The sequence below is a fragment of the Micromonospora sp. NBRC 107095 genome, assembly GCF_030269705.1.
In the GTDB taxonomy this organism is placed as follows: domain Bacteria; phylum Actinomycetota; class Actinomycetes; order Mycobacteriales; family Micromonosporaceae; genus Micromonospora; species Micromonospora parva.
In genome coordinates this window covers 2,276,142-2,290,537 of sequence record NZ_BSTU01000001.1, presented here as the reverse complement: position 1 = coordinate 2,290,537, position 14,396 = coordinate 2,276,142, and the positions used below count along the sequence as shown (strand labels likewise).

At 72.4% G+C, this 14,396-nt stretch carries 11 protein-coding genes; 4 read left to right on the top strand and 7 right to left on the bottom strand.

The window, feature by feature from the left end:
- Positions 1–10 precede the first annotated feature (10 nt).
- Positions 11–994 carry a COG1361 family protein gene (locus QSK15_RS10655; RefSeq protein WP_285794002.1) on the top strand — a complete coding sequence of 328 codons (984 nt, stop codon included), beginning with the start codon at positions 11–13 and terminating at the stop codon, positions 992–994.
- A gap of 100 nt (positions 995–1,094) precedes the next feature.
- On the opposite strand, the gene QSK15_RS10650 is transcribed toward QSK15_RS10655, so the two are convergent.
- The 3 genes from QSK15_RS10650 to QSK15_RS10640 form a co-directional block, all read right to left on the bottom strand.
- Positions 1,095–4,103, bottom strand: a complete 3,009-nt coding sequence (locus QSK15_RS10650) for a fibronectin type III domain-containing protein (RefSeq protein ID WP_285794001.1) — start codon at positions 4,101–4,103, stop codon at positions 1,095–1,097.
- A 173-nt stretch (positions 4,104–4,276) separates the two neighbouring features.
- The gene (locus tag QSK15_RS10645; protein WP_285794000.1) at positions 4,277–4,507 is read right to left on the bottom strand and encodes a DUF2188 domain-containing protein; all 231 of its coding nucleotides are present in this window, start codon (positions 4,505–4,507) and stop codon (positions 4,277–4,279) included.
- Between the two features lie 72 nt (positions 4,508–4,579).
- Entirely contained in the window at positions 4,580–5,227 is a 648-nt protein-coding gene (locus QSK15_RS10640) for a M23 family metallopeptidase (RefSeq protein ID WP_377620627.1), read from the bottom strand.
- 120 nt (positions 5,228–5,347) lie between these two features.
- Between QSK15_RS10640 and QSK15_RS10635 the strand changes: the two genes are divergently transcribed.
- From QSK15_RS10635 to QSK15_RS10625, 3 genes are read left to right on the top strand one after another with little or no spacing between them, the layout of a single operon-like run.
- Positions 5,348–7,753, top strand: a complete 2,406-nt coding sequence (locus QSK15_RS10635; RefSeq protein ID WP_285793998.1) for a PEP/pyruvate-binding domain-containing protein — start codon at positions 5,348–5,350, stop codon at positions 7,751–7,753.
- Between the two features lie 29 nt (positions 7,754–7,782).
- Positions 7,783–8,448, top strand: a complete 666-nt coding sequence (locus QSK15_RS10630; RefSeq protein WP_285793997.1) for a hypothetical protein — start codon at positions 7,783–7,785, stop codon at positions 8,446–8,448.
- A gap of 52 nt (positions 8,449–8,500) precedes the next feature.
- The gene (locus tag QSK15_RS10625; RefSeq protein ID WP_285793996.1) at positions 8,501–9,082 is read left to right on the top strand and encodes a TetR family transcriptional regulator; all 582 of its coding nucleotides are present in this window, start codon (positions 8,501–8,503) and stop codon (positions 9,080–9,082) included.
- Between the two features lie 23 nt (positions 9,083–9,105).
- Here QSK15_RS10625 and QSK15_RS10620 read toward each other — a convergent pair whose 3' ends face one another.
- The 4 genes from QSK15_RS10620 to QSK15_RS10605 all read right to left on the bottom strand — a co-directional run bounded on the left by QSK15_RS10620 (position 9,106) and on the right by QSK15_RS10605 (position 14,351).
- A complete protein-coding gene (locus QSK15_RS10620) occupies positions 9,106–10,401 on the bottom strand; it encodes an N-acetylmuramoyl-L-alanine amidase (RefSeq protein ID WP_285793995.1) in 1,296 nt (431 codons plus the stop codon).
- Between the two features lie 132 nt (positions 10,402–10,533).
- Complete coding sequence (locus QSK15_RS10615) at positions 10,534–11,700, bottom strand: peptidoglycan DD-metalloendopeptidase family protein (protein ID WP_285793994.1); 1,167 nt, start codon at positions 11,698–11,700, stop codon at positions 10,534–10,536.
- A gap of 354 nt (positions 11,701–12,054) precedes the next feature.
- Positions 12,055–13,038 carry a TolB family protein gene (locus tag QSK15_RS10610; RefSeq protein ID WP_285793993.1) on the bottom strand — a complete coding sequence of 328 codons (984 nt, stop codon included), beginning with the start codon at positions 13,036–13,038 and terminating at the stop codon, positions 12,055–12,057.
- On the bottom strand, positions 13,035–14,351 hold the full coding sequence (locus QSK15_RS10605) for an MFS transporter (protein WP_502889535.1): 1,317 nt from the start codon (positions 14,349–14,351) through the stop codon (positions 13,035–13,037). Before QSK15_RS10605 ends, QSK15_RS10610 begins: the two co-directional genes overlap by 4 nt.
- Between the last annotated feature and the right edge of the window lie 45 nt (positions 14,352–14,396).

The following is a 14,396-nucleotide window of genomic DNA, read 5'->3' as shown; positions in this document are numbered from 1 at the left end:
CGGCCGGCTGGTGCTGCTGGCCTCGGTCGCCCTCGTGGCGCTCGGGGTTTCGGCGGCACCGGCCGTTGCCGTGCGGGAGCAGCGACACGATCCGGCCGAGGAGGCCGCGATCAGCATCCGGATGCTGGACATCCCGGCGAGTCGGGTGCAGGATCCCCGCGCCCGGGTCTACATCGTGGACCACCTGAAGCCCGGGGCGACGATCAACCGCCGGGTCGAGGTACAGAACACCTCAACCGAGACGCAGAAGATCGAGTTCTATGCCGGCGCCGCGTCGGTCGAGAACAACGCCTTCACCGTGCCCGAGGGGCGCACCGGCAACGAACTCAGCGGGTGGATCCGGCTGAGGACCGCCGCGATGCGGCTGGACCCGGGCGAGCGACGACCGGTCCAGGTCGAGATCACCGTGCCGGAGAAGGCCTCGAAGGGCGAGCGGTACGCCGCGATCTGGGCGCAGGTCACCAGCGCGGCGGACGTTGCCGGCAACGTCACCCAGATCCACCGGGTGGGCATCCGGGTCTACCTCGACGTCGGTCCCGGTGGTGAGCCGCCAACGGACTTCCGGATCGAGGGGTTGGCCGCGGAGCCCGGCACCGGCGAGTTCCCGGTCGTCACCGCGAAGGTCACCAACACCGGTGAACGCGCGCTGGACATGACCGGCACCCTGTCGCTGACCAGGACCGCGGTCCAGGCCGGACCGTTCAAGGTGACCAACGGGGTGACGATCCTGCCCGGCCAGAGCGGTCAGGTTCGGATCGAGGTCAACCAGACGCTTCCCGCGGGGACCTGGGACGTGCACGCGACGCTCGCCAGCGGCACTGTGCAGCGCACCGCGACCGGGAAGATCGTCCTTCCCGTCGCCGCGCCGATGACGGTCTCGGCCTCCAGCGCGCCGAGTTGGCTCGTCTACCTGGTCGGCGGGATCGCCCTGCTGGTGCTGGGCACCTTTGGTGGTTGGTATCTCGTCCGCAGGCACCGGACCCGGTTGGCCTGACGCCCGCAGCACCGCAGAGACTGCCCGGCCGTTCCCTCCGAACGGCCGGGCAGCGGCGTTCCGCCGAGGCGGAGGCGGACAGCCAGCGGAGCGACCCGCCCTAGATGACGGAGTGGGTCACGACCGCCACGTAGTCGCCGACCACCACCCCGGACGGGATGGCCACCCACAGGGTGGGGTTCCAGGTGGCGGCGTTCGGGCCCCCCGCCTGGCCGGACCACCCGGCGGCGGTGCGCGGGGTGCTCAGCGACGCCCCGGGCTGCGGCACGAAGGTTCCGATCCCGGTGCTGGCCAGGGCGGGCCCGGAGGCGTACGTGATGTTGCTGGTGGGGATGGTCTCGCCGCCCGAGCCGGAACCCGTGGTGAAACTCGTGCTGGAGACGACGCTGACCCAGTTTCCGGAGAACGGGCCCCGGTCGTCGGTGACGGTCACCGGACCGAGTTGGCCTGAGACGCCGGTCGTGCCCGAGGTGACGGTGCCGAGTGCGGAGACCGCCGGGACGCTGATGGAGAGCCCGCCGAGCGGGGTGATGACCAGGTCGACCGGTCGGGTCGCGAACTGGTCGAACGAGTCGGTCACCCGCACGGTGAACGGGAAGGTCCCGGCCTCGGTGGGCGTGCCGGAGAGCAGGCCGCTGACCGGGTCGAGGGTCAGCCCGGCCGGCAGGCTCCCGGCGCTGACCGCCCAGGTGAACGGGCCGGTGCCTCCGGTGACGGTCAGCTGGTACTGGTACGGGTCGTACGCCTTGCCGGGTGGGGGCGGCGGGAAGGTCAGCGTCGGCGGCGCGTTGACGGTCACCGACCCGGAGGCGGCCGACTGTGGACCGGTTCCGGCGGCATTCGTCGCGGCCACCCGGAAGGTGTACGAGGCACCGGCGGTCAGCCCGGTGACGATCTGGGTCGTGGCGGTGCCGGTGAAAACCCGGGAGGTCTGCGCCACGGCACCGAGGTAGGGCGTCACCGTGTAACCGGTGATCGGCGACCCCCCGTTGGCCGGGGCCGTCCAGCTCACCGTGGCAGCGTTGGTGCCCGCGGTGGCCGAGGTGTTCGTCGGGGCCGCGGGCACCGTGTACGGGACCACCGCCGCCGAGGGTGGGCTGGCCGCACCGGTGCCGTAGGCGTTCACCGCCGCCACCCGGAAGGTGTACGACGCGCCGACGGTCAGCCCGGTCAGGGTGCGGCTGGTGGTGGAGGCGTCGAAGGTGACTGTCGGTTGGGTGACGCCGTCCCGGATGGGGGTGATCAGGTAACTGGTGATCGGGCTGCCGTTGTTCGCCGGCGCGGTCCAACTCACGGTGGCGCTGGCGCCACCCGCGACAGCGGTCGGCGTGGTCGGCGTGCCGGGCGCGGACGCGTAGACGTAGCTCGCCGATCCGGCGGAGCCTCGGGTGACGACGCTGACCGTGACCGTCGCCGGGCTGGACCGGGCGGGCATGGCGGAGATGCCGAGGGTGCCGTCGGGGTTCACGGTGAAGCAGCCGGCGGCCGGGCCGGAGGTGCACGGCACCAGCAGCACCGACGTGCCGGCCTGCTGCTCGGCGGCCGTACCGATGGTGATCGCTGTCGCTCCGGTGAGGTTGCTGCCGCCGACGGTGACCGGGATGCCCCCGGAGACCGTGCTCTGCGCGGGGGTGACGGTGACGCCGCTCGGTGCGGTGGCCGGCGCGACCGGGGTGGTGCCGGTGGCGAGACCCGGGTTCGCGTCGATCGACGACGAGGTCGCCACCGTCGCGGTCTGGATCTGCGCCAGCGTCACGCCGGTGCCGGTGACGGTCGCGGCGACCGTGATGGGCGGCAGGAAGGTTCCGCCGGCGAACGGGCCGTTGCTGTTGGTGCAGGTGACGCTCTGCCCGGAGGGTGCGGCGCAGACCCAACCGGAGCCGAACGCGCCGCGCGGGACGACACCGGCGGGGAGTGTCTGGGTGACCGAGATCGGTGCGGTCTCGGTGGCTCCGGCGTCGACTCCCGCGGTGATCGAGTAGGTCACCGGGTCACCGGGCTGCGGGGTCGCACCGACCGCGCTGGTCTGCGCCACGTTCAGGTCGGGTACCGGGTTGAAGCTGACCGCCCGGGCGTCGTCGACCTCGTGGAAGTCGGTGACCGAGCCGGTCGAGCCCACCCAGCCGAAGGCGAGCTGCCGAGGGTAGCCGTTGGCGTTCAGCCAGGTCGGCGACGGGTACAGGCTGGGCGACACGACCGGGAGCGCGCCCTCCAGGATTCGCGCCTGCCCGCCGACCGGGGTGAATCTGACCCGGTACTGGCCGGCGGGAGTGGTGATGCCGGTGTCGGTGGTGTACGACGACGAAGTGGTGTTGACGACGACCTCGACCGGCACCACCGACGCCGCCCGGGTGCTGGCCCGCAGCGGCAGCGCAGGAGCCGAGGTGCTCCCGGCGGTGCTGTTCAGCGCGCAGTAGCCGACCCCGTTGCGGCCCGGTCCGCGGACCACCACCTGGCCGGGGACCCGCCCGTTGGTGGTCGAGATGTACGGCGGGTTCGTGCAGCCGGTGCCCTGGTACGTGCTGTTGCTGAAGTTGCCGAAGACGTCCAGGCCGATGCCCAGGTAGCCGTTGGAGAGTCCCGCCGACACGCCGTTGAAGGCCGCCGAGTAGCCCAGCGAGCCGCCCGACGGGCCGAGGGTGGACGGGGACCTCGGGTTGGCCGGGTCGACGGCGGCCAGCGCGAAGGCGAGACCGTCCGCGCCCGGGCTGCTGCCGCCGTACTGGTAGGTGTTGAAGGTCAGGTGCAGGCCCTGCGAGGTGGGCACGCTCACCGCGCTGAACACCCCACCCTGCCGGTTGACCGTGGCGGGGGTGAGGCGCAGTTTTCCCGTACCCTGCGGATCGGTGGAGGTGGTGCAACTCAGCAGCGGGCCGGTGGTGGAGTTGCCGGCCGCGCTCAGGCAGGCGGCGTTGGTGGACCCGGTGCCGGGCACGCCTGGCAGCGACACCGCGCCGATGCCGTTCGCGGTGTTCTGGTGAAAGGGCTGGTCGAACAGGACGGAACCGGCCGCCGACGCCGGAAGTGGTCCGACCACGAGCACCCCGGCGAGCACGACGATGACCAGCGCCCCGGCGCTCGACGGACCACGCCGGTTCCACAACGACATGCCGACTCCCAGCTTTCACTTCAGCACCGATTCGGACTATAGCCCCCAAAACACCCACAATTTCGATACTCGGATAACCGCGGCAGGCCGACGACCGCCAGCGGACACGGACCGACCCCCGCCGGCACTGCTGCCGAGGGGGTCGGTCCGTGCAGGATTCGGGACGAGGGCGGTCAGCCCTCGATGTCGCGGGGGTCACGGCTGCGGGGGTAGGTGTTCTTCTCCCCGATCGTGCCGTCCTGCTTCTTGACCACGTGTTCGACGCCCCGGTCGGCCGCCATGTCGCGGCCCTGGGCCTGCGCGTCGGCCTTCACGTCATGCGTGCTGCTGGCCCGCTCGTTGCCCTCCGGCTTGTTCTTCCACTGCCCGTCCTCGTGGTACGTCTCAACGTCACCCTTGACCATGGCCGGCTCCTTACTGGGTCCGAACTGTTCCCCGAATCAGTGCCCCGAGAGGCACCGGGCAAACCGCCGTCCTCAGGAGACGGCCGGGCAGTTGTTGCTCACCCGCCGCAGGATCTGTTCGCGTTCGTCGGTGGTGATGCCCGACGGCTCGCCGTCGAAGTGCGTCTCGACCTTCTCCCAGCCGCGACGCTGCTCGTAGTGCAGGTGCGGCGCGCCGGAGTTGCCGGTGCTGCCCAGCTTCCCGATCTGTTCGCCCTGGGCGACCTTCTGACCCACCTCGACCAGTGGCGGTTCGAGCAGGTGCAGGTACTGCGTCTCCCACTTGCCGCCATGGTCGATCTTCACCCAGTAGCCGCCGCCGCGCCCCCGCGGGCCGTCCGGGTTCTCCGGGTTGCGACCACCCAGCGACCCGTTGATGCCCGCCACGGTGACAGTTCCGGCATAGGACGCGAGCACCGGCCGCCCCCACGTCTCGCCCTCGACGGGGAAGAAGTCGACGTCGTAGTCGTCATGGCCGGGATAGGTGCTGAGCTGCCACGTCTCTCCGCAGGCCACCGGCATCTGGAAGAGCGGACGCGGCCCGGCCGGTCGCAGCATCGGCACCGCCACCACCGCGATGCCCAGGACGGCCGCCACCGCGACGAGCGCGAGGAGGACGCGGATGGCACGGCGTCGCGGGCGGCGGTGGGTACGGGCTCTGGCGGGGCGGCCGGTCGTCACCGGCCCGAGCATGGCAGATCCCGGCAACGCCACGACGCCGGGTCGGTGACATTGCAGTCGAATCGTGAAAGAGGTACGGTCGTATTCAATGCAGTCGTATTGCAACGAGAGTGGGACCCCATGTACGTGATCCCGTTGTCCGAGGCGACCACCGACCTGCTCGACCTGGTGGGCGGCAAGGCCGCCGGGTTGGGCGAGCTGATCCGGCGCGGCGAACGGGTCCCCGAGGGCTTCTGCGTCACCACCGACGCACACCGACTCGGCGCGGTGCCCGCCGCCGAGGTCGTCGCCGCGTACCAGCGGCTCGGCGCGGGCCCGGTGGCGGTACGCTCCAGCGCCACCGCTGAAGACCTCCCCGACGCGAGCTTCGCCGGGCAGCAGGACACCGTGCTCGACGTCGTCGGCGGCCCCGAGCTGATCGCCGCCATCGAGAAGTGCTGGGCCTCGCTGCACAGCGACCGGGCGACCGCCTACCGCGACGCCCGGCAGATCGACAACCGGCGGGTACGGATGGCCGTCGTGGTGCAACGCATGATCACGCCCACTGTGGCCGGGGTGCTGTTCACCGCGAACCCGCTGACCGGCCGGCGCGACGAGATGGCTGTCGACGCGGCCCCCGGTCTCGGCACGGCGGTGGTGGACGGCGCGGCGACGGTGGACCACTACGTCCTCGACGGCGTCAGCCGAGCCGACACCGGCTGCCTCACCTCCGCACACCTGGCCGACCTGCGCGCCACCGGCGAGCGGTTGCAGGCCCACTTCGGTTGCCCGCAGGACATCGAGTGGGCGATCGACGCGCACGACGTCCAGTGGCTCCTGCAGTCCCGGCCGATCACCACACTGTTTCCGCCCCCGCCGGCCACCGACAAGCCCCTCCCCCGGGTCTACCTGGAGTTCGGTCACGTCCAGGGCATGCTGCGACCGGTCACCCCGATGGGCATGGCGACCCTGCGGACGCAGATCACCGCCATGCTGGCCGCGCTCGGGGTGCGGGTGGAGATCGTGGACATCGGTGGGCGGCTCTACGGCGACCTGACCGACCTGGCCCGGGACAGGTCGTCCCGCAAACGGCTGGTCAAGCTCATGGCTGTCGACTTCGGGCCGCGCGCCCAGGCGGTGATGCAGCACGTGCTGGACGACCCCCGCTTCGCCCCGACCAACGGCGGCCCCCGCCGGGGCGGGGCGCCGAGCGCGGCCTCGCTGCGGACGGCCCGGCGTGCGGTGGTCGGGATCCTGCGGGCGCTGGCCCGCCCCGACACCGCACGGATTCGGATGTTCGAGGCGATCGAGCAGTTGAGAACCCGATCGACAGCCCCCGCCGACCTGCGGACCGCCGCCGACCGGCTGCGCTTCGTCCAGGCGTCGCAGGACGCCGACGACGGCGCCGACGCGATCATGTGGCCGATCGTCGCGGGAATGCTGGCCGCCGCACTGCCGGCCGCGCTGCTCAAGGGCCTCGCGGGGCCGGACGAGATCCACACAGTGCTGGGCGGCATGCCGCACAACGTCACCATCGAGATGGACCTGGCGCTGTGGCGGCTGGCCCAGGGCGCGGGCGAGCACCGCCGACTCCTCCTCGACACCCCGCCTGCCGAGCTGGCCACGCGCTACCTGCGCGGAACCCTGCCCGACATCGGCATGGCCGCCTTCCTGGAAACCTACGGCCACCGGGGCGTCGCCGAAGTCGACCTCGGCGTGCCGCGCTGGGAAGAGGACCCCGCTCCGGTCTTCGCCGCTGTCGCCAACTACCTGCGGGTCACCGATCCAGGGCAGGGCCCCGATGAACGTTTCCGACGAGCCGCCGCCACAGCGGAGACAGCGTTGGCGGAGCTGATCGGGCGAGCGCGCCGTCGGCGGCCGGTACGCGGCGCCATCGCCGGTTTTCTCCTGCGCCGGGCGCGGTCGTTGGCCGGTCTGCGCGAGGCCGGCAAGTTCGCCGGGTTGTACCCACTGCGCGAGACCCGCCGGCAACTGCTGCTCATCGGCGCCGACCTGCACGGCACCGGGTTGCTGGAGCAACCCGACGACATCATGTTCCTGACCCTCGACGAGGCGCACGCCGCCATACACCAGGGCGTCGACCCGCGAGCGACAGTCACCTCCCGGCGGGCCGTGCACCGCCGGGAGCTACGCCGCAGGACGGTGCCGGTGGCGCTGCTCTCCGACGGCACCGACGTCGAGGCGGCCCTGCCCGCGACGGCGGCCGGCGACGGGACACTCACCGGCGTGGGGGCGTCGGCGGGTCGGGTGACCGGCCCCGCGCGGGTCGTCCACGACCCGGGCACCGCCCACGTCGAGCCCGGCGACGTCCTGGTGGCCGCGACCACGGACCCCGGGTGGACCCCGCTGTTCCTCACCGCCGCGGCGCTGGTCACCGAGACCGGCGCGATCATGGCGCACGGCCCGACGGTGGCCCGCGAGTACGGCATTCCCGCCGTCATCTGCGTGCCGGACGCCACCCGGACGATCACCACGGGGCAACTCGTCACTGTCGACGGCGGCGCCGGCACCGTCACGGTGCACTGACCGTCCACCCCCTACCGAGAAGGACGACGATGAGTGACACCACGGCGTCGACCAGGGCCCGGGTGGGCCCGCTGCTGCGTCGCGCGGCCGAGGCCGAAGCCGCGACGTGGCGCAGCCTCTACGTGTGGGCGCGGCGGCGCGCGTTGCCGCTGCGGCCCGGCGACGAGCCGTTCGGCTACCTCGGTGTGGTCAAGCCGATCCTGGGCATCTTCATCGGGTTGTCGGTCGTCGAGATCCCGATCTTCGATGTCGTCGTCACCCACGTGGTGCCCTGGCGGCCCGCCCGCTGGATCGTGCTCGGCCTCGGCGTCTGGGGTCTGCTCTGGATGATCGGGCTGTACGCCGGCATGACCATCCACCCCCACGTCGTGGGCGACAGCGGCCTGCGGGTGCGGCTCAACTCGGGCATCGACATCTTCATCCCGTGGACCGACGTCGAGGCGCTGCGCAAGCGGTACCGCTCGCTGCCGTCGAGCAGGTCGGTGCAGGTCGAGCAGGACGGCGACCGCCGGGTGGTGTCCATCGCCGTCGGCAGCCAGACGAGCGTCGACGTCCTGCTGCGCCGGCCGCTGACCTTCGACCTACCGCGGGGCGGGTCCGCGCCGGTGAACGAGCTGCGACTGTACGCCGACGACCCCGACGGCCTCCTGCGCAGCGCCCGGGGCACCCCCACCAGCGGCACCGTCAGCCGGTAACCACCGCCGCTGGCGGGGTGCCCGGGTCAACCACTGTGAAACGATCGAGGCCATGCCGAAGAAGGTCGACCACCAGGAGCGACGGACCCTCATCGCGGACGCGTTGATGCGGGTCGCCGCGGCTCAGGGGCTGGAAGCGGTCAGCCTCCGACACGTGGCCGCCGCGGCCGGCGTGTCCGCCGGCATGGTCCAGCACTACTTCCGGACCAAGGACGAGATGATGGCGTTCGCGTTGAGCGTGGTCCGTGAGCGCAGCCAGATCCGGGTCACCGAGGCGGTGGCGCGGCTGGGTGAGAATCCACCGCCTCGGCTGCTGCTGCGGACCCTCCTCGCCGCGTTGCTGCCCCTGGACGAGCACACCCGCGACGACGGTCGGGTGGCGCTGGCGTTCCTCGCGTACACGGCGGTGCGTCCGGCCGCCGCGACCGGCCTGCGGGAGGGCACCCGGCAGCTCACCGAGTTCATCGCCGGCCTCCTGCCCGACCGGCACGACGCCGCCGCCGCGGCCGGTCTGCTGGCGCTGATGGAAGGGCTGGGTGTCTACCTGCTCGGCGGGCAGTACACCGCCGAGCAGGCGCTGGGCGCGCTGGACGCCCAGCTGGACCTGCTCTTCGGCGCGTCGTCGGCCGCCTGAGCGGCAGCGGTCGAACCGGACCGTCAGCAGCGCGGCACGTTCGGGATGTACCCGTCGTAGCCGGTCAGCACGTAGGCGTCGGAGACGTAGCGGTTGGTGCCGATCCGGTTCCAGACGGCCGTCGTGCCGTACGGGCCAGTGACAGTGCTGCCGACGGCCTGACAGTAGACGGCGACGGTGGCGCCGTCGGCGACCGAGCCGACGACCGGATAGCTGGCACCGGGGCCGGAGCGGACGTTCAGGGTGCTCGCGCTGGTGCTCACCGTGCCGGAACCGACGCCGGTGATGCCGTTGACCAACTGCAGGTAGTAGGTCCAGTTCCAGTTCGGGCCCGGGTCGGTGTGCGTCGCGCCGGGCACCTCGTTGTGCCCGATGATGTGCGCCCGGTCCTTCGGGATGCCGTACCTGGTGGCGAGGCTGCGGGTGAGTGCGGCGGACGCGCGGTACATCGCGTCGGTGAGCCAGGCGGGATTGTCGACGTACCCCTCGTGCTCGATGCCGATCGACTGGGTGTTGTAGGTCCAGTTTCCGGCGTGCCAGGCGATGTCCTTCTCCCGCACCGACTGCGTGACGGCCCCGTCGGAGGAGCGGAAGGTGTAGTGCGCGCTGGCCTGCGCGGCCGGGTTCTGGAACCAGCCGACGGTGCCGGAGTACGAGCCCTGCGCGGTGTGGATGACGATGCGGGTGACCGGGTGGCTGCCCGGGCGACTGGCCACCGTGTAGTTGCTGGTACTGGCCGGTGCCCAGACGGCCGGCCCGTAGTCGGTGCTGAGCGTGCCGACCCCGCCGGCGCGTTCCAGGCCGTCCCGGCGCGGCGCGACCGGTCGGCCCGGCACCGTCTCGCCGCGCCCGGTGAACCCGGCCCGCAGCAGGTCGTAGACGCTGTCCGCGTAGCGCCGCGCCACCGACGGGTCGTGCGCGCCGCCGTAGCGGGCCAGCACCGGGTGCCAGGCGTTCACGTCGTCGCGGTCCGCGGCGGTGCGGCCGGCCTGATCGGCGTACGCGCGCAGCACGGCTGCGGCTCCGAGGACGTTCGCCACGGGGTCGGTCCCCAGCGCGGCCGGACTGAGCCGGGTGAGCGCGGCGGCCTCGTCCAGCGTGTGCACCTCGGGGTTGCTCGTCAGGTGCGTCAGCCCGTACCCGCCGGCCGCGCTCGGTGCGCCACCGTGCATGTCCAGCCGCGACTCGGCGTACGCGAGCGCCACCAGCAGGTCGCGCGGAACGTCGTAGCGGGCTGCGGCGGTGTCGAACGCGACGGCGAGCGGGGCGGCCGGCGCTGGTGTCCCGCCGGGGTCGGCGGCGGCGGGGGTGGCACCCACGACGAAACCCGGTCAGAGTAGTCGTCAGGGCGATCAGGAAGCGGCTTCGGTGGGAGGTTCGAGCGGACATCGGCACTCCTCGCGGTGACGGAGGTGGGCGGCGCGGGGCCGCCCACCTCGGGGGCGGGCTCGTCAGCACCAGCCGTTGACCGGACCGTTCACGCCTGTCGACAGGTAGGCGTCGGACACCCAACTGCCGTCGCTCAACCGGTTCCAGAGCGCCGTGGTGCCGTACCGGCCGGTGTGCGAGGTGCCGTTGGCGGAGCAGGAGATGGTGACGGTGGCGCCGTCGGCCACCGAGCCGAGCGAGCCGTAGCCGGTCCCCGGCCCGGCCCGGCGGGTGAGCGCACCGCCGCCGTTCGCGTCGACGACTCCCTGGTTGAAGCCGAGCGCGCCGTAGTTGTAGAGGCCACCGCCGGCACCTGCGAAGGCCGACCCGTGCCGCGCCCCGCCCTGGTAGGCGGCGGCCCCGTTCGCCAGCACCCACTTGCCGATGTCGTGCCCGGCGATCGGCACGTACGCGCTGTTCTGCCGGAGCCCGAAGTGGACGTGCCGGCCGTAGGCGGCGCCGCCGCAGGTGACGTCGGTTCCGGTGTTACCCAGGACGGCGCCCTGGCCGACGCTGGCGCCGTTGACGGAGATGCTGTTCCACAGGTGGTAGTAGTCGGTCGAGTAGCCCCGGTCGTGGATCACCCGGATCCACCCCGTACACATCGTGTAGGCCGCGCCGGCCCGGGCGGCGCGGACCACCTGGTCGCCGCCGGCCAGGTCGACCGAGCTGTACGGCGACTCGGTTCCACCCCAGCCGTGCGGGCCGCTGGTGAGCGTCCACGTCTGACCCACGCCGAACGGCAGGGCCATCCCGGTCCGGTAGTCGCCGCCCGCGTACATCGGGCTCGGGGTGGTGGTGAGCACGTCCCTCTCCTGTGCGGTCGTCAGTGGCGACTCGGAGGCCAGGGTGCCGAAGGCGGCCTCGCCGTCGAAGGCGATCCGCCACCCGGCGGGCTCGGACCGGGCGATGAAGATCGACCCGGTCGGGTGGGCGTCCTCCTGCCGGGGCGCGAGGGCGACGGCGGTGCCGAACGCCCACCGGCCGCTGGTCCGGCTGACGGTGATCCGGGTTTCCGGTCGCGCGCCGGCCGCGGACAGTTCGGCGGAACCGAGCAGCTTGGCGGTCACCGCGTCGGTGAGCGCCGGGGTGACGGCCGCGGCGGCGGCGCTGGGCGCTGCCCCGATCAGGCTCGTGACCATCAACAGGGCCGCGGCTGTGCCGCCGACCAGTCGTCGACCGTGTCTCATCGTGGCCTCACTTTCGGATGGGTTCGCGGGCGTCGGGTTCCGCCACGGGTGCCTCCCGCCGGGTGACAATCGAGAGACAACCATCAATGTTGACGACGATTGTCATGTAGCAAATCATCGAAGTCAACGGACCGATCGAAGGTTTTCTACATCCCTGGATTCGCGCCCGCGCTGGCCTCGGCAGGGCTGCGCGCCGCACCACCCCCGAACGAGAATTGCGCGATGCGGTGGGGCGTGGCACTGTGCGCGACGCCGGTCCGGTCGCGACGGGGTGACCAGCGTGGGCGGTGAACCTGACCAGGCCGTCTGAACGGCCCCGGTCGGCTCGGCGGGCCGTGCCGCCAGCGGTCGCCGTCAGGTGAGCGGCGACGGTGACTCGGCACCGGGGATCGTCAGCACCGGCGTACCCGACCCGTCCGCCGGGACGCTCCACACGTCGGGCTGGCCGTCGTCCCGGCGCAGCGTGTAGGCAAGCTTTCCGCTGTCCAGCCAGGCCGCCTGGTCGTCGACGCTGCGGGTCTCCGCGGTCGCGGTGACCCGCATGCTCGACAGGTCGAGAACCGACAACCGCCAGCCCTTCGCCGGGTCGGCGTCGACCGCCTCCTTGAACGCGAGCCGGGTGCCGTCCGGTGACAGCGACGGGCACTCAACGTTCTCCTTGAGCGTCTCGACGGTGCGGGCGGCGACGTCACCACGGACGAGGTACCGCCGACCCCCGGTGGACATGGTCGCGTAGAAACGGTTGTCGTCGGCGGTGAAGGTGACGCCCCAGTAGTTGACGTCCGGGTTGCGGTGGCGGCGGCCGTCCTTCGTGATCGCGAACTCTTCGAGCGACGCCACAGTGGCGCCGGTGACGGTGTCGAGGATCCCGGTGCGCGTGGAGAAGCCACTGGAGGTGTACGAGTCACCGCCGACGAACGTGGTCCAGGAGACCATCCGGCCGGAGGCCGAGACCCGGGCCCGGTTCGGCAGACCGGGCACACCGACCGCCCGGGTCTGGCGCAGCTCCGCGTCGAGCACGACAACCTGGTACGACCACGCCGTCTCCGGCTTCAGGCAGACCCCGGTGCCGGCCGCGGCGTACACCCGCAGGCATTCCAGACCGCCGACCGTGCGCGGCGCGGCGGGGTCGTTCGCGGCGACGGTGGAGACGTGCCGGTCGGTGATCGCCAGCAGGCGCGGCCCGGGTGCCAGGCTGACCGCCTGCTCACCGCCGACGGGCGGCGGTGTCCGGGGAGCCTGCGCGGCCGTGGCGGCGTAGCCGGCCGCCACCGTGCCCAGCAGCACGGCCGAGGCGACCACCACGCCGAGTTTCGCTCGGGTCGACATCGCGGTCATCGGAGCACCTTCCGGGTGGTGGGTCGGGACGGGGAGGTCAGCAGGAGCAGCGTGCCGACCAGGACGCCGGCGACGGCCACCGCCGCCGCGCGGATCGCGTGCGCCGGTCCCCACGCCTGCCAGGCCAGACCGAACAGCACTGAGGAGACGAGGTACGCCAGGGCCTGCCCGGTCTGCACCAGCGCGATTCCGGTGGTGCGCAGTCGCGCCGGCAGCACCGGCCCGGCGAGCGCGATGAGCACACCGTCGGTGGCCGCGTAGAACGCGCCGTACAGCGTCAGCGCCAGGGCGATCAGTGGCCAGCCGTCGACCGGGCCGGCCAGCAGCAGGTACGTCGCACCGAGGGCGGTGTAGCCGCCGATCACCACGGGCAGGCGACCGACCCGGTCGGCGAGCGCGCCGAGCGGGGCCGCGAGCACCAGGTAGGCCAGGCTGGTCCCCACCGCGAGCAGCGGAAACCAGCGCAGACCGAGGTCCATCCGGCGTTGCAGCAGCAGGTAGACGAAACCGTCCCCGATGGTGGCCAGGCCGAGCATCGCGGCGGCCAGCACCAACCGCCGGGCAGGCCCGCCGCGCAGCAGGCCGAACGCCTCGCGGACGGACACCTTCGGGTCGTTCGACCCCTCCGCCGCCGGGCCGTCCGCCGTTTCGCCGTCCGCTGTCGGACCGGTGGGCCGTTCCCGGACGAAGAGCACCAGCACCACGACGGCCAGTGCGGCGACGCAGAAGCTGGTGACGAAGACCGCGTCGTACGACTGCCCGACGACCAGCAGCACCGCGAACGCGGCGAGCGGCCCGAGGAACGCGCCGAAGCTGTCCATCGCCCGATGCACCCCGAATGCCCGACCCAGTGCCTCGGGCGGGGTGGAGAGGGTGATCAGGGCGTCGCGTGGCGCGCTGCGCACCCCCTTGCCGAGCCGGTCGACGGCGATGACGGCACCGATCGCCGGGATCGACCGGCCGGCGAGCAGCAGTCCGAGTTTCGCCACCGCCGAGAGCGCGTACCCGAGGCCGGCGATCAGTTTGCGCCGCCGGAACCGGTCGGCGGCGAACCCGCCGACGACCCGCAACAGTGCGGTGGCGCCGGTGTGGACGCCGTCCAGCACGCCGAAGGCCACCGGGCTGAGGTTCAGGCCCAGCACCAGGTAGAGGGGCAGGACCGCGGCCACCATCTCGGCCGACACGTCGGTGATCAGGCTGACCGTGCCGAGCGCGATGACGTTGCCGCTCACCATCGCGAACCGGCCACGTCGGTGCCCCGGTTCCGGCGGGTCGGCTACGGGTCGGGAGACGGTCGACAGGTACACGCGCATCTCCCCGGATCGACGGCTGACGGGCAGCCATCGTCCGCACTCGGT